Here is a 14,409-nt window from a genome sequence, read left to right as displayed (position 1 = left end):
TCAGCGCTTACCGCTGTCGCGGTACGCAGGCAAAGGGTGCGGATGCCGAACCTCGCCACGCCCGGCACCGAGGTGCACATCGTCTGGGGCGAGCGCCCCGGCCCCGGCACCGACCCCGGGGCGGACCTGGGCTTCCCGCGCATCCGGGCCACCGTGCAGCCGAGCCCCTTCGACCGGCACGCCCGCACCCGGTACCGCCGCGACGCCTGAGACGGACTCCCGGATGAAACCCCCGACCCACGATGTTCGAAAATCGGAGCTTCACGTTCGGCAAGGAGCACGATGACCACCCTCGACACGGCCTCGGCTGCGGTGAGCACCGCACTGCTGGAGGACTTCTCCCTGGAGATGACCGGCAAGGACGTCCCCAGCCTGGAGGAGGCCCGCGACACCATCCCGCAGGGCACCCGCATCAACGTCACCTTCCTCGGCAACGAGGACCTGCGGATGCGGCTGGACGCGGCGCGCGCGGTCAGGCGCCTCGGCTTCGTGCCCGTGCCGCACTTCTCCGCCCGACGGCTCGGCTCCCGCGCCGACTTCGAGCAGTTCCTCACCGGCCTGCGCACCGACGGCACCGGCGACAACGTCTTCGCCGTCGGCGGCGACCCGGCCCGCCCCGAAGGCCCCTACGCCGACTCGCTGGCACTGATCGAGTCCGGCCTGCTCCAGGAGTACGGCGTCCGGCACGTCGGCATCAGCGGCTACCCGGAGGGCCACCCCGCCATACCCGGTGACGTCCTGTGGTCCGTGCTGCGCGACAAGAGTGCCGCGCTCGCCGCGCAGGGCCTGGACGGCGGCGTCATCACCCAGTTCGGCTTCGACGTCGATCCCGTCCTCGCCTGGGTCGAGCGGGTCCGGGACGAGGGCATCACACTCCCGGTCCGCATCGGCGTCCCCGGCCCGGCCGGCGTGCGCCGCCTGATGGCCTACGCGGCCCGGTTCGGCGTCGGCACCAGCACCGCCATCGCCAAGAAGTACGGCCTCTCCCTCACCAACCTGATGGGCACCGCGGGCCCGGACAGGTTCCTGCACGCCCTGGCCGAGGGCTACGACCCGGGCCGGCACGGCGAGGTGAAGATCCACTTCTATACGTTCGGCGGACTGCGGGCCACCTCCGAATGGATCGCCCGGTTCAGGAAGGACCACCACGTATGAGTCAACGCGCGGTCCTGTCCCGTGCCGTGCTGTGGCACGCCGAGGACCGGGTGATCCGCGACGGAAACCACACCATCGTCTTCGGCTAGCCGGCAGCCCCCACGACACGCGTGAACGACGGCGCGGAACTCGCCCGGCGGATCCGGGAGTACGGGTCGCCTCGGTGGTGACCAGCAGGTGCGGGGCACCCGCTTCCCCCTCGCGACCGCCCTCGCCGACTACCGCGCGGATCTCGGCTGAGGAGCGCCGCCGGCGCTCCAGACGACGACCGGCGGTACGACACGCGCGCACCGGGGCATGCCCCGGGCGTCCGTCAGCCCGAGTCTGCCGACCAGCAGGCCGTCCCGCACGGCTGCCTCCGCCACCGCGCCCGGGACGGCGTCGAGCATCAGCTTGGCCCGGCGGAACATCGTGAAGCCGCCGCCGGTGCTCACGGTTCCCCAGGACAGATAGACGAACCGGCCGCCGGGGCCGCCCTGGACGTACGGTCCCTTGAAGTCGATGCCGGTGTCCGAGGCCGCCGCGGTGCAGGGCAGGGACCAGGTCGCGAGGACGGCGTCACCCGGCTGCGGGTCGAGCAGTTCGGCAGGACGGTTCCGGCGCTGTACGGCCACATGAATTCCGTCGTACGCGGAGAAAGCGCTGTCCCCGGGCGCCGGGCAGGACCGTCCGGGCAGGTCGGTCGCGTCGATGCGGATGCGCATACCGGCCATCATCGCCGACGCGTCGGCCCGCGTTGTACGGCCGGCCGGCGAACGGTTCGTGCGTTCACCCGCGTTGTGCGGCCGGCCGGCGAACGGTTCGTGCGTCCGCCGGCCGGCCGGGCGCGGTCAGCGCTTGGTGTAGATGAAGCCGACCTTGTCGAGCTCGACACCGGAGCGGCCGTGGAAGCCGGCGATCTGCCAGCCCGACGGCGCGGTGCGGGTCACGCAGTCCGAGGTCGTCGTACCACCGGCGAGGGTGTTGCCCAGGTTGGTGGTGAACTTGGCGTAGAAGATGCGCGTGGTGTTGTTGTACTTGCCCTCGCACAGGTACGCCGTGGTCACGTACTCGCCGCTGCCCAGCGTCAGCGAGGACGCCGTGCCGCCGGTGCCGCCGTGGGTCAGCGTGGTGCCGTTGCCCAGGGTGATGCCGACCTGGTCGACGCGGGAGCCGGAGCGCAGCGAGATGCCGGTGGCGCGGGCGGCGGCCGGGACGCTCGGAAGGTCCTGGTAGTAGTCGCCGTGCGGACCGCCGAACTGGTCGCTGAGCTGGAAGTCCGGGTTCTGCGACCAGGAGAAGCCGACCGTGATCGGGTCGTGGTCGGAGAGCATCAGGCCGTCGGCGTTGAGGAACTTGGCGTGCTCGTTGTTGTACGAGGTCGCGTTCAGGGTGACCAGCTTGCTGCTGCGGTACAGGACCTTGTCGACCACCTCGCAGGTGTTGGGCACGGTGGCCCCGGTCTGGTCGCAGAGCAGGGTGTCGCTGCCCTTGGCCGGCGCGCTGCCGCCACGGATCAGCTGGACCCAGGCGTCGGTCAGCCCGTTGGCGGAGGCGAACTCCGCGATGGTGTCGGCGGTGCGGGTGTAACGCGTGTTGGTGTCACCCATGACCACGACGGCGTTCCCGGCCGAGTGGGTGCTGATGAACGACGTCAGCTGGCTGAGGTTGTCGGCCCGGGAGGCCTCGTCGCCGTCGTTGGTACCCGCGTTGGTGTGCAGGTTGTAGAAGTCGACGTAGACGCCCTCGGCGAGCCGCTCGCGCATGAAGGTGAAGCCCTTGGGGGTCAGGCAGTCACCCGAGTCGAGCTGGCAGGAGTTCCAGCCGACGCGCTCGAAGTCGTCGCCGTCCCAGGCGTAGTCGGAGACGGTGTTGAGCCCGCTGCCTATCCCCGCGCCGCCGCTGGTCGCGGTGCGGTACGGGTGGGTGTCCGTGGAGTACAGGTACGCGTGGTAGTTGAAGTCCTCCTGGACGTTGACGATGTCGTACGGCGCGATCCGTCGGCCGATCTCGGTGGTGCTGGTGTCGCGCGGTGTTGATGCGCTCGACAGCGACTCCGGAAGCCCGGCGACGTTGTACGTGAGCACGCTGAACGTGCCCGAGCCGGCCGCCGCGGCCGGAGTGGCCGTCGCCGTGAGCCCGCCGAGGGCGGCGACCGCGGCCGCCAGGCAGGCAACGAGTCTGCGCATGGGGGTGTCTCCTACGGGGAGGGGTGCGCTGGGAGAGTGTGGACATGCCAAAAGGCAAGCCAAAACGTAGTGGCAAACGCTTTCTCCCGACCACTGTCGCGGCCGACCAATCGAGGAACTCCTCATGACGACCAAGAGATCGTCTTCTGGCGGCGGTCCGATCGGCCGCTGACTGTTACTCACTTTCGGGTGAGCGGGCCCAGTTCACGGTGCGGCCCGTGGTGTCACCGAGGTGCCGTCGGCCCGCTGATTGCACGACTTTTGGGCCCCATGATGGAGCAAATCGGTCCATTCACTTGATAAATGGACGTTACATTCGAGAGTCATAGCAAAGCGATAGATCGGTAATGGGCATGGTGTGTGTCCCCCACGTCGCGCCGCCCCGTTGCAATGTGTGACTGCGCGGCCGCCCGGCCGTCGCACCGCACCACACACCCCTCGCGGACCTCGGCTTCGCGCCGCCCGCGCAAGGGTGTGCCAACCCCGTAAAGGGGGACCTCGTGTCCGAATCCGTCTTCGCGACCGCACGTCGTCTCGGCTCCGTCACCGCCGTGGCGGCCGCCCTGGTGGGCGCTGTGGCCCTGCCCGCCGCTGCCGCCGCCCAGCACCCCGCGAATCCGTCCCGCGACGCGGTCGTCATCAGCGCCGTCCAGCACGACCTGCAGGGCCGCGCGGTCTTCTCCGGCCGCGCCCTGAACCGGGAGTGGGTGGACGTCACCAACACCACCCGCCGGGACGTGAACCTGAGCGGCTGGACGCTGTCGGACGCCGAAGGTCACAACTACACCTTCCATCACTACCGGCTGGCCGGCCGTGCCACGGTACGGGTCCACACCGGGCAGGGCCGGGACACCATGACGGACCTGTACCAGGACCGCCGTCGGTCCGTCTGGAACCACGAGGCCGACACCGCCACCCTGCGCAACGACCACGGTCGCTTTGTCGACTCCGCCTCCTGGGGTCTGCACCACCGCCGTGACGGCGGCGACTGGCACGCCGGGGGCGACCGCCACTTCGGCGGCGACCGGCACGTCGGCGGCGACCGGCACTGACAGCTCGACGGCCGCCGCCGGGTCCCGAACCGGGGCCCGGCGGCGGCCGTTTCACGGGGCCTTCAGCCGACGACGGGACCGTGCACGGTGGAGGTGAAGACGGTCTCGCCGCCCTGCCGGCCGACGACCCGCACGGTCACCGTGCCGTCGCCCCCGGGAGTCACCTCGGTCACGTCCACCCAACACGGGCTGTCGAGTTCGACGTAGCGGTCGAAGGTCGTGGACGTGCTCGCCGGTATCAACGCACGCGGTGCCAGGCGGGCGCAGGCGGCCTGGCGGGCACCCTCCAGCAGGACCATGCCGGGCAGATGGTCACCGTCGTGGTCGAACAGGATCGGATGGGCCAGGTCGGGGGTGAGCAGCCACCGGCCGGGCGCGTCCGTGGGGGTGAGCACCACGTCGGCGGGGGAGGTGCGGCCCACCGCGGACGGCGGCATCGGATCGGCCGCGACCGCCGGGTCCGTCGAAGTCGCCTGCTTCGCGGGCCGGCTGGCTCGCAGACGCGCGTAGACGGACGGCGTGACGACGGAGTACAGCCCTTCTCCGTGGGCCACGGGCCGGCCGTCCCGGCGCAGCGCGAACCCTATGCCCATCCGGCGCGCGGACGCCCTGCCGTGCGGGGCGGTGTCCGGGCACGTCACCTCGAGCTCGAAGTCGGTCGGCCGGGAGCCGATGCGCAGTTGCTCCAGATCGGTGTGACAGCTGAGCGACCACAGGACGAAATGATGCCCGAGCGGTACCCCGTGTTCGGCGTGCGTCACGAACATGCCGGCCTGCCGAAACGTCTCCGCGGCCTGCAGCGGGTCGTGGCTCGAGCCGTCGGCGCTGTTGAAGAAGGTGTGGGCGCGCGGCCACTGTCCGGTGAGGGAGAACCGCAGCCCGTCGTCCTGCGCGGTACAGCCGGAGAGGAACACCTCGGCCAGGGACGCCCGGTGGACGTACTCCTTCGGCACCGTGGTGGTCAGCCGGGGCAGTACGGGCAGACCCACTCCGATCTCAGTGGTGGACAGGCTCATCGACAACCCCCCGTCGGAAAGCTCTTCGTTGGCTGAAGCTCTGTTCGACGCCTATAAGATACGGACCTACCGGTTTTCTCGGGTCGGCCACAAGGTAAAGGATTCGCCAAGCGTGGTTGGACTCGATCCATGTACGACTCCGCTCGGTAGTGGTTTGGCCAAGTATTTTCGCCCTCAATCAAGTTGAAGGCACGGCTAAAAACGGACTAACTGGCAGATGTCGGCGGCCGGTTATCGGTGGGTGACGGGTGCGGCCCGCCTAGGTCAAAACCTGTGTGGCGGTCTCTTTCGGCCATCTCCGCGAGGGAGTTCACTGCCCGCCGGCCCACCCGGGCCGCACCAGGCCCCGACCGCCCCTGCATGATGTTCGAACGGCCTGCGAGAGGGAGACCCGATGGAACCACTGCGCACCCTGCGCCTCGCCGCCGTCAACATCGACGGCGTCCTGCTCAACGACAGCTTCAGCCCCGTCCTGCACCGCCTCGTCCTCAAGTACGGCGGTGCGTACACCCGGGAGCTGGAACAGCGGCTCTTCTCGCAGTCCCGCCTCGCCGCCGCCCGGGTGCTGCTGGAGGAGACCGGTGCCGAGGTGAGCGAGCAGGACGCCATCGCCGACTACTTCGCCGAACGCGAGCACTATCTGCGCGCCCATCCCGTCCACCCCCTCGACGGTGCCGAGGAGCTCCTGCACCGGCTGCGCGCCGCGGGCCTGGACGTCATCTGCTACGGCGGTCTCGACGAGGACCACTTCCGCCGCCATCTCGGCGCCTGGGAGCAGCTGTTCACCGCTCCGCACTACATCTGCACCAACGACTTCCGCCCCGGCATCCGCGAGATAGCCGAGGGCCGCTTCGCCCTCGAGCCCCACCAGGTCCTCTTCATCGACGACGTGGCCCGCTTCGCCGGTCACGCCAAGGAGCTGGACGTGCCGTTCGTCGGCCACCCCAGCACCTTCGAGCACGGCTTCCAGCGTGAGCTGATGCGCGAACTCGGTGTCCGGCACCTGGTGGGCAGCCTCGCCGAGATCGACGAACAGCGCCTGCGCACCCTCGACCGGGAGGCCGGCCTCGACGTCTTCTGGCATGATGCCGACTCCCTCTCCACCACCCCCGAGGTGACCAGGTGACCGCAACGGAAGGCGCCGCACTGGCCGGCCGGGTCGCCCTCATCACCGGCGCCAGCAGCGGTATCGGCGCGGCCGCCGCCCGGGTGTTCGCCCGGCAGGGCGCCACCGTCGTCCTGACCGCCCGCCGCGAGGACAAGCTCCGCGACCTCGCCGACGAGCTGCGCGCCGAGGGAGCCGAGGCGAGCCACCGCACCCTGGACGTGCGCGACGGAGAAGAGGTGCGCCGGACCGTCGAGTTCGCCGTCAACCGCTACGGCCGTCTCGACGCCGCCTTCAACAACGCCGGTGTCGCGCTGCCGAAGACCCCGATGCACCTCATCGACGACGCCGACTACGAGCGGGTCACCGAGACCAACGTGCGGGGCGTGTGGAACTGCCTGCGCCACGAGATCACGGCCATGCTGGAGACCGGCGGCGGCTCGATCGTCAACACCAGCAGTGTGGGCGGCCTGGTCGCCTCCTCGACGGCCGCGCCCTACATCGCCTCCAAGCACGCGGTGATCGGACTGACCAAGGCCGCCGCCGTCGAGTACGCCCCGCACCACATCCGTGTGAACGCCATCGCCCCGGGCCTGACCCGCTCCGAGATGATCGACGACTGGTTCGCCAAGTCGCCCGAGAACGAGGCGCGTGCCTACCGCTCCGCCCCGCAGGCCCGCGCCGCCGACCCCGAGGAGGTCGCGGAGGCCGCCGCCTGGCTGTGCAGTGACAGGGCGAGCTTCGTGACGGGTGCCACACTTACCGTGGACGGTGGGCGCACCGCCTGGTGAACTGCCCTGAAGGTCCCGTGTCGACGCACCGGCGCCGACGCGGGACCGGCCGGGAATCGGCCCTGTGCGGCCGAAATACCGACCCCCGGTTGGGGTAAGGTACGTCACGTCCGGTTTTGTTTTGACCGAGGAGGGGTCCCCATGGCGCGTCAGGAGCGTGCGATTCGGACCCGCCGCGCTGTTGTCGAGGCCGCCGCCGCGGTCTTCGCCGAGCGCGGATACACGGCGGCGACGATCGCCGAGATCCTCGAGCGGGCCGGAGTGACCAAGGGAGCCCTGTACTTCCACTTCGACTCCAAGGAAGCCCTCGCGCGAGGCGTGATCAACGCCCAGATCAGCGACGACTACTGGGTGCCGCGCGAGCTGAAGCTCCAGGAGTGGGTGGACATCGGCATGACGCTGGCCCACCGCATCCCCAAGGAAGTCATCCTGCTCGCCGGTATACGGCTGTCGGCGGACCTGCAGGGGCGTTCGCTGTTCGGCAGTGCCTGGCCCGCCTGGACCGAGGTGGTGACCGAGAAGCTCGTGGAGGCCAAGGAACGCGGCGAGGTACTGCCGCACGTCACGCCGCAGGAGACCGCGGAGTGCTTCCTCGGGGCCTGGATCGGGACCCAGTTCATGTCCGAGGTGGTCTCCGACTGGACCGATCTCAACGACCGTATCTCCGTCCTCTACAACCACGTACTGCCGGCGATAGCCACACCCGCGGCCCTGATCCGGCTGGACACCGCGCCCGACCGGGGCGCCCGGGTCGTCGAGGAAGTCGAGCGCCGGCGGCAGGAATCGCTGGTGGCGACCGAGGCCTGACCCGCCTCCGGCGAAACCACCTGCCTGGTTCGTTATCCGGGGGGTCACCCTCTCCCGACGATGCGGGAGGGCCATCAGGGTCCTCTGCCCGCACTCCGAACTCTGGCAAACCTACCGATCATGCTGTTTGCTAGGGTTCTCGGATCGGAATGTTGCAGGCCCAGGGGGAATCGGACCGTCCAATTCCGGATTCGCCCCGATCAACAGGGGGATCGCGATGGTCAAGCAGCTCCGGGCGGCCCGAACCCGCCAGGCCCTCGTTCACGCCGCCGCCGAGATCTTCGCGGACGACGGCTACGCGCTGTCCTCGCTGCCCGCGATCAGCCGGCGGGCCGGAGTGAGCGCCGGGGCGCTGCACTTCCACTTTCCCAGCAAGGACGCCCTCGCCGTAGAGGTGGAGGACGCGGCCCGGCGAACCATCGAGCACATGGTCGCGGACCGGCGTCCGTCGGCCGCCTCCACACTGCACCTCCTGATCACGGTCACCCGGGAACTGCTGGTCACGGTCGCCACCGATGTCGTGGTCCGCGCGGGCTTCAAGCTGAGCGTCGACCCCTCCCGCAAGAACGGCCCGGGTTTCGGGTGCTGGTGGCGTACGTGGGTGTGCGAACAACTGGTGCGGGCCCAGCATCAGGGCGAGCTGGCCGAGGGGGTGTCGCCGGACCGGGTCGCCGCGGTGATAGTCGCCGCGACGGTCGGATTCGAGGTGCTCGGCGCGGCCGACCGCGACCGGATCTCGCCCCAGCATGTCGAGCAGTTCTGGTCACTGGTGCTTCCCCAACTGGCCGCACACAGCGGTGAGTTCGCCGGCGCCGCGCTCTCCGACTCCTGACTGCGGGTCAAGAGCCGACAAAGGCCGCGGAGTTCGGTTTGACAAACCGCCCATGCCGTTTTTGACTCGGGTGCCCGGGAGTCGCCTCGGAGCACCCCAGTGGCGTACGGGCAGGGAGACGGCGTGGACATCGGCATACTCGGCACCCTCGACGTGCGCGAGATGGGCGTCTCCATCACCCCGACCGCGGCCAAGCCCCGTCAGGTGCTCGCCCTGCTCGCCCTGCACGCCGACCGGGCGGTGACCGTCGCGACGCTCACCGAGGAACTCTGGGGGCGACGGCCGCCGCGCAGCGCACGCCCCACCCTGCAGACGTACATCATGCACCTGCGTGAACTCGTCGCAGGAGCGTCGGCGGCGACGGGCGGTGACACGGGCGGCCGCACCCCGAAACAGGTGCTGCGCACCGTACCCGGCGGCTATCTGCTCGACAGAGGCGAAGGCACCAGTGACGTCCGGGAGTTCGAGCGACTCAGTCGGACCGGGTACCGGGCGATGGACGTGGGGGACCATCGCGAGGCCGCCCGGCTGCTGCGTGCCGCGCTCGACCTGTGGACCGGTCCGGCCCTGGCGGACGTCCCTGCCGGAGAGTGCCTGCGCGCCGAGACGAGGGGGCTGGAGGAGAGCCGGCTGTGCGCGCTGGACCGGCGTATCGAGGCCGATCTGCTGCTCGGCCGGCATCGCGAGCTGATCGCCGAACTCACCGTGCTGGTCAGCCGGCACCCCACCCACGAGAGCCTGTGCGGCCAGCTCATGCTCGCGCTGCACCGCTCGGGCCGCCGCGGTGAGGCCCTCGCCGCCTACCAGCGTCTGCGCACCACCCTCGTACACGACTTCGGCCTGGAACCCTCGGCCATGCTGGGCAAGATACGCCAGTCAGTCCTGGCGGCCACCGAGGACGACACGCAGGTGGCCGATCCCACGGGTCCGCTCACCCAGGTCGGCTGACACCCCCTCCGACGCGAAGCGGCCGGCGGCCGAGCAGCAGCGTGCAGGCGCAGGCGGTCAGCAGTCCGCCTGCCAGGAAGACGGACCGTACCCCGGCCGGTGGCAGGAGCAGGCCGCCGAGCGCGGCTCCCGCCGCGATACCGGCGTTGTAGAGGCCGGAGTTGGCCGCGAGGGCGATGTCCGTGCGGCCGGGGGCACAGTGCAGCATCGCGTTCTGGGCGCTCATGAACACCGGCCCGAGCGCACCGCCCGTCAGGACCAGGAACACCACCGCCGCCACCGGCCGGCCGCCCGCCGAGTAGAGGCCGAGCATGCCCACCGCCTGGCCGGCCACGGCGGTGGTCAGCGCGGACTGCGGGAAGCGGTCGAGGAGTGCCCCGGTCACGGGAACCAGCTCACCGGGCTCCCCGGATCCGCCGCAACCGAATTCCGCTGTTCAGGAGGTTCCGATGTGCCGGGCGATCCGGACGGCCGCGAACTCCGTGCCTGCCACGAACCGCATCATCGGCCCGAACATCGGCGCCGCGAGCGAGCCCGTGAAGTACAGCCCCGGCACCGACGACTCGAACGTCCCCCGCAGCGCGGGCGCCCTCGAACCCGGTACGCACGCCACGGCGCGACGCACGGTGGGGGACAGGAAGGGCAGGGCGTCCAGGTCCAGCCGGTAGCCGGTGGCCGCCAGCACATGGTCGACGGCGAGGGACTCGCGCTCGCCCCCGGGACCGGTGACATCCAGGCGCACCGCCGCCCCGGAGAGCGCCGCACCGGTGACCCGGCGCGAGGTGTGCACCGGTACGACACCCACCACCCGCTCCCGCAGCCACCAGCCGCCCGAGGGGCCGAGCGCCCGCCGGAACAGCAGCAGCCGCGCCGCCGCCGGAAACCATCGCACACCGCCCGGTGCGGCGCAGACCCCGGCCAGGATCCAGCCCGTGCCCAGCGGGGAGGCCGGCTTGGCCAGCCGCTGCGTCCACGGCCGGGCCAGGTCCGGGGGCATGCCCCACAGCACCTTCCGCTCACGCACCAGAACCTGGGCCTCGGCGCCCGCCTCGTGCAGCAGCGCGGCACTCTCCAGCGCGGACTGGCCACCGCCGACGACCGCCACCCGCCGGCCCGCGTAAGCGGACAGGTCGGTGTGGTGGCTGGTGTGCGACACCGGCGCCCGGGGGCCGGGCCCCTCGGGTACGAGGTGCCGCAACTCGTCCGGGACATGGGCGAGTCCGTTCAGACCGGTCGCCACCACGACGGCCGACGCCGCCGTCTCCTGCCCGTCGTCCGCCCGGACGACGAAGCCGGCTCCGGACGCGGCCCGCTCGACCGCGGTCACCCGGGCCGGCTCCACCTCACCGACGTACCGCTTCTGGAACCACTGCCCGTACCGCACGAAGACGTCGCACGGGATCGGGGTCAGCTCGGTCAGTTCCGGCTCGCCGTGCTCGCGCCGGAAGTCCGCCAGCCGGCCGCCCGGCTCCGGCGCCGACAGATCGGTCGCGGCCGGTGTCGATTTCAGGAACATCCCGGTGGCCATGGCATGCCGCCAACTGCCCATCACATCGCCGAAGACGCGGACCGGTGCTCCCGCCGCCCGTAAGTGGGCGGCCACCGACAATCCGTACGGCCCGGCCCCGATCACGACGACCGGTGGCCGTCCGCGCCCGGCGACCGCCTGCTCCTGGGCAGGGTGCTGCCCCGGAAGCGACTGCGTCATGGATCCCTCCGCTGGTCTGTTCGCCGCCCTCCCCTGGGCGACGCGACACTGCGGGATGGCACGCCCGGCGTGACTCGGCCGTGCTCGTCCCCCCTCCGCGGGTGAGTCTGTCCCACGCGGCCGACCCGGGAAACGATATCTACGCACGTTGGCCAAAACTTGGTCGAATCATACGACAAGCGGACCCGGCCAAGTCATTGACGTGCGGAGGAGGGCTGCCGCCGATCACGGACCCGACAGGTTCGATCGATGGCCGCGGCCGACCGACTCCGCCCGCCGGCCCAGGGGCGCGGCAGCGGCGCCCGGACGGCTGCCGTGCTCCGTGCGCGGCAGCCGTCCCGAGGTGCGGACAGGCCGACCGCATTCCGGACCGCCCGGATAGCATCGCCGTGTGAACACCTACTGGCACGTCGTTCTGCCGCCGCTCTGCGCCTGACGGGCGCACCAGCCGACGGCTTGAATCCACGCTCCCGGCCCTGCCTTCGAGGCCGCCCGGGGCCTGTGTCGTGCGCCCGTTCCGAAACCGGTCCGCAGACGGTATTCGACGACGGAAGTTCACGACTGTGCCGAACGACACCTCATCCCCCTTCTCCCGGCCCCGCACCGGCTCCACCCGCGCGCGTCCGCGCCCTCGTCGGGTCGGAGCGCTCGCCGGGCCGGTCCCGATCCTCACGGCCGCCGTGCTGTGGGGCACCACCGGGACCGCGAGTTCCCTCGCCCCCGCCGGAGCGCCGGCCGCCGCCATCGGCGCCGCCGGCCTGGTCCTCGGCGGCCTCCTGCTGCTCCTGACCGCACCGGGCGCCCGCGCCCTGCCCCTGGCCTGCACCGGCGGCGAACGCCGGCTGCTGGTCCTCGGCGCCCTCGCGGTGGCCGGATATCCGCTCACCTTCTATCCCGCCGTGGCCCGCACCGGCGTCGCCGTGGCCACCGTGGTCGCACTCGGCGGCGCTCCCGTCTTCGCGGGCCTCCTCGGCCTGCTCACCCGCCAGTCCCGGCCCACCGCCCGCTGGGCGGCGGCGACCGGCGCGGCAGTCCTCGGCTGCACCGTGCTCGTCCTCGGGCCCGCACTCGCCGGCGACGGCGCCCCCGTGGACACCCTCGGCGTTCTGCTGGCCGGGCTCGCGGGGCTGTCGTACGCCGGTTACGCCCTCGTCGGCGGACGGCTCATCGCCGGCGGCCACGCCTCCGGCCCGGTGATGGGCGCGATGTTCGGGGGAGCGGCACTGTTCGTGCTGCCCGTGCTGTTGTGGAGCGCCGGGCCGTGGGTGCTGACGGCGCGCGGCGCACTGGTCGTCCTGTACCTCGGCGCGGTCACCACCTTCCTCTGCTACCGGCTCTTCGGATACGGCCTGCGGCACACCACCGCCCAGATCGCGACGACCCTGACCCTGGTCGAGCCCGCGGTGGCCGCCGTCCTGGGGGTCGCGGTCCTGGGCGAACGCCTGCCGGCCGTCTCCTGGTGCGGACTGGCGGTGCTGGCGCTGGGGATCGTCTTCCTGACCGTGCCCATCGGCTCTCGTGGCCGAGGACGCTGAGCCGATCCATGGTCAAGTAACCGACCGGATGGCTTCGTTCGCGCTGTTCTCCGGGCCGGTATCCGCTACGGCTCGCAGCCGGTCCGAACCGTCCGGTCGGTGTCGCCCCGCCCCGAGGGTCGTCGAAAAGGCGGCGCGGAGCAGCCACTTCGGCGTTTCCCGGGGGCGGTGCGGCCCCCTGCGGCCGTCCGCCGAAAGCCAGCCGATGGACGGTTTGTTGACAGACCGCTTGCGCTGTTTTCTACTGGCGGAGTGTCAGGTGAGGGGATCAGGGAGACGCGTGTGGACATCGGGCTGCTGGGTGCACTGAACGTGCGGGAGAACGGGGTCTCCATCGCCCCGACCGCGCCGAAGCCCCGCCAGGTGCTGGCCCTCCTGGCGCTCCGAGCCGACCAGGTGGTGCCCGTCCCCACCCTCGTCGAGGAACTCTGGGCGGGTGCCCCACCGCGCAGCGCCCGCACCACCCTGCAGACCTATGTGCTCCAGCTCAGGGAACACATCGCGACCGCCCTGCGCCAGGGTGCCGGTCCGGAAGACGCGGACGCGCCGTGTGCGAAGGACGTCCTCACCACCCTGCCGGGCGGCTACCTGCTGGCCTCCGGGGGCGGCGGCAGTGACATCCACGAGTTCGAGCGGCTCCGTGAACTGGGCTGCCGGGCCATGGACGACGAGAACTTCGCGAGCGCCTCCCGCACCCTGCGCCAGGCGCTGGACCTGTGGACCGGCCCGCCCTTTGCGGACGTCCACACCGGAGCCCACCTGGCCATGGAGGCGCGGCGGCTCGAGGAGAGCCGGTTGTGCGCCCTGGACCAGCGGATCGAGGCCGACCTGCGGCTCGGCCGGCACCGCGAACTGCTCGCCGAACTCACCGTCCTGACCAGCCGCTACCGCACCCACGAGAACCTGCACGCCCAGTTCATGCTCGCCCTCTACCGCTCTGGCCGGCGCGGCGAGGCACTCCAGGTCTACCAGCAGCTGCGTTCCCTCCTCGTCAGAGACCTCGGCCTGGAACCCTCGGCGCGACTGCGTCGCCTCCAGCAGTCCATCCTCACGGCCACCGCCGAGAGCCCCGGCTCGCCGGCGCACCACGACGACCTGGCCGCCCCGGCTTCGGGCGGCGGGCTGGCGCGCGTGCCCTGAGCGGGTCGCGGCTGCGCCGACCCCGCCTCCCGAACCCGTCAGCGACACCGTGCCCCTCACCACCGCGTACGGCTACGCCCCGACCGGTCGCCGGAGCGCCTGCGCCGACGGGAGCGCCCGGGACCTGGCCAAGGCGGCGACGGGAGCGGCGG

The 14,409-nt window shown here is 71.3% G+C and carries 14 protein-coding genes and 1 pseudogene; 10 read left to right on the top strand and 5 right to left on the bottom strand.

Annotated elements, in window-relative coordinates; all coding sequences use genetic code 11:
* The first annotated feature begins 42 nt into the window (after window positions 1-42).
* Entirely contained in the window at window positions 43-210 is a 168-nt protein-coding gene (locus ACZ4N4_RS29255; RefSeq protein ID WP_467594242.1) for a hypothetical protein, read from the top strand.
* A 72-nt stretch (window positions 211-282) separates the two neighbouring features.
* Window positions 283-1,155: a methylenetetrahydrofolate reductase gene (locus tag ACZ4N4_RS29250; RefSeq protein WP_467594240.1), complete on the top strand. Its 873-nt coding sequence runs from the start codon at window positions 283-285 to the stop codon at window positions 1,153-1,155.
* A gap of 218 nt (window positions 1,156-1,373) precedes the next feature.
* On the opposite strand, the gene ACZ4N4_RS29245 is transcribed toward ACZ4N4_RS29250, so the two are convergent.
* Both ACZ4N4_RS29245 and ACZ4N4_RS29240 read right to left on the bottom strand, forming a co-directional pair.
* On the bottom strand, window positions 1,374-1,859 hold the full coding sequence (locus ACZ4N4_RS29245) for a DUF5990 family protein (RefSeq protein ID WP_467594238.1): 486 nt from the start codon (window positions 1,857-1,859) through the stop codon (window positions 1,374-1,376).
* 126 nt (window positions 1,860-1,985) lie between these two features.
* A complete protein-coding gene (locus tag ACZ4N4_RS29240) occupies window positions 1,986-3,323 on the bottom strand; it encodes a jacalin-like lectin (protein WP_453579515.1) in 1,338 nt (445 codons plus the stop codon).
* A gap of 500 nt (window positions 3,324-3,823) precedes the next feature.
* Between ACZ4N4_RS29240 and ACZ4N4_RS29235 the strand changes: the two genes are divergently transcribed.
* Window positions 3,824-4,375, top strand: a complete 552-nt coding sequence (locus ACZ4N4_RS29235; RefSeq protein WP_467594234.1) for a lamin tail domain-containing protein — start codon at window positions 3,824-3,826, stop codon at window positions 4,373-4,375.
* Window positions 4,376-4,437: 62 nt separating this feature from the next.
* On the opposite strand, the gene ACZ4N4_RS29230 is transcribed toward ACZ4N4_RS29235, so the two are convergent.
* Window positions 4,438-5,391, bottom strand: coding sequence for a ScbA/BarX family gamma-butyrolactone biosynthesis protein (locus ACZ4N4_RS29230; protein ID WP_467594231.1), 954 nt, complete (start codon window positions 5,389-5,391; stop codon window positions 4,438-4,440).
* 394 nt (window positions 5,392-5,785) lie between these two features.
* Between ACZ4N4_RS29230 and ACZ4N4_RS29225 the strand changes: the two genes are divergently transcribed.
* The 5 genes from ACZ4N4_RS29225 (at window position 5,786) to ACZ4N4_RS29205 (ending at window position 9,874) form a co-directional block, all read left to right on the top strand.
* Window positions 5,786-6,517, top strand: a complete 732-nt coding sequence (locus tag ACZ4N4_RS29225) for an HAD family phosphatase (RefSeq protein ID WP_467594228.1) — start codon at window positions 5,786-5,788, stop codon at window positions 6,515-6,517.
* Complete coding sequence (locus ACZ4N4_RS29220; RefSeq protein ID WP_467594225.1) at window positions 6,514-7,287, top strand: SDR family NAD(P)-dependent oxidoreductase; 774 nt, start codon at window positions 6,514-6,516, stop codon at window positions 7,285-7,287. The genes ACZ4N4_RS29225 and ACZ4N4_RS29220 overlap by 4 nt, the downstream gene beginning before the upstream one ends.
* 141 nt (window positions 7,288-7,428) lie before the next feature.
* Entirely contained in the window at window positions 7,429-8,094 is a 666-nt protein-coding gene (locus tag ACZ4N4_RS29215) for a ScbR family autoregulator-binding transcription factor (RefSeq protein ID WP_360496077.1), read from the top strand.
* A gap of 217 nt (window positions 8,095-8,311) precedes the next feature.
* On the top strand, window positions 8,312-8,926 hold the full coding sequence (locus tag ACZ4N4_RS29210) for a ScbR family autoregulator-binding transcription factor (RefSeq protein WP_467594221.1): 615 nt from the start codon (window positions 8,312-8,314) through the stop codon (window positions 8,924-8,926).
* A gap of 123 nt (window positions 8,927-9,049) precedes the next feature.
* Window positions 9,050-9,874: an AfsR/SARP family transcriptional regulator gene (locus ACZ4N4_RS29205; protein WP_467594218.1), complete on the top strand. Its 825-nt coding sequence runs from the start codon at window positions 9,050-9,052 to the stop codon at window positions 9,872-9,874.
* On the opposite strand, the pseudogene ACZ4N4_RS29200 reads toward ACZ4N4_RS29205, so the two are convergent.
* Together ACZ4N4_RS29200 and ACZ4N4_RS29195 are read right to left on the bottom strand one after the other, a co-directional pair.
* Window positions 9,858-10,265, bottom strand: a pseudogene (locus tag ACZ4N4_RS29200) (MFS transporter); the annotation flags it as partial. The gene ACZ4N4_RS29205 and the pseudogene ACZ4N4_RS29200 sit on opposite strands and share 17 nt — an antisense overlap.
* Before the next feature lie 45 nt (window positions 10,266-10,310).
* On the bottom strand, window positions 10,311-11,582 hold the full coding sequence (locus ACZ4N4_RS29195; RefSeq protein ID WP_467594215.1) for an FAD-dependent oxidoreductase: 1,272 nt from the start codon (window positions 11,580-11,582) through the stop codon (window positions 10,311-10,313).
* 563 nt (window positions 11,583-12,145) lie between these two features.
* Here ACZ4N4_RS29195 and ACZ4N4_RS29190 point away from each other — a divergent pair.
* A complete protein-coding gene (locus tag ACZ4N4_RS29190; protein WP_467594213.1) occupies window positions 12,146-13,117 on the top strand; it encodes a DMT family transporter in 972 nt (323 codons plus the stop codon).
* Between the two features lie 282 nt (window positions 13,118-13,399).
* The gene (locus ACZ4N4_RS29185; protein ID WP_467594210.1) at window positions 13,400-14,257 is read left to right on the top strand and encodes an AfsR/SARP family transcriptional regulator; all 858 of its coding nucleotides are present in this window, start codon (window positions 13,400-13,402) and stop codon (window positions 14,255-14,257) included.
* Window positions 14,258-14,409: the final 152 nt, after the last annotated feature.

The organism is Streptomyces sp. NPDC026538, assembly GCF_055567535.1.
The sequence above is the reverse complement of the archived record's forward strand: the minus strand, read 5'-3'. Positions and strand labels throughout refer to the sequence as shown.

Bases quoted from the DNA above. Each gene is read 5' to 3' on its own strand.
- ACZ4N4_RS29230 (WP_467594231.1), bottom strand. From the start codon at position 5,391: ATGAGCCTGTCCACCACTGAGATCGGAGTGGGTCTGCCCGTACTGCCC.
- ACZ4N4_RS29240 (WP_453579515.1), bottom strand. From the start codon at position 3,323: ATGCGCAGACTCGTTGCCTGCCTGGCGGCCGCGGTCGCCGCCCTCGGC.
- ACZ4N4_RS29245 (WP_467594238.1), bottom strand. From the start codon at position 1,859: ATGCGCATCCGCATCGACGCGACCGACCTGCCCGGACGGTCCTGCCCG.
- ACZ4N4_RS29255 (WP_467594242.1), top strand. From the start codon at position 43: ATGCCGAACCTCGCCACGCCCGGCACCGAGGTGCACATCGTCTGGGGC.
- ACZ4N4_RS29225 (WP_467594228.1), top strand. From the start codon at position 5,786: ATGGAACCACTGCGCACCCTGCGCCTCGCCGCCGTCAACATCGACGGC.
- ACZ4N4_RS29215 (WP_360496077.1), top strand. From the start codon at position 7,429: ATGGCGCGTCAGGAGCGTGCGATTCGGACCCGCCGCGCTGTTGTCGAG.
- ACZ4N4_RS29195 (WP_467594215.1), bottom strand. From the start codon at position 11,582: ATGACGCAGTCGCTTCCGGGGCAGCACCCTGCCCAGGAGCAGGCGGTC.
- ACZ4N4_RS29210 (WP_467594221.1), top strand. From the start codon at position 8,312: ATGGTCAAGCAGCTCCGGGCGGCCCGAACCCGCCAGGCCCTCGTTCAC.
- ACZ4N4_RS29250 (WP_467594240.1), top strand. From the start codon at position 283: ATGACCACCCTCGACACGGCCTCGGCTGCGGTGAGCACCGCACTGCTG.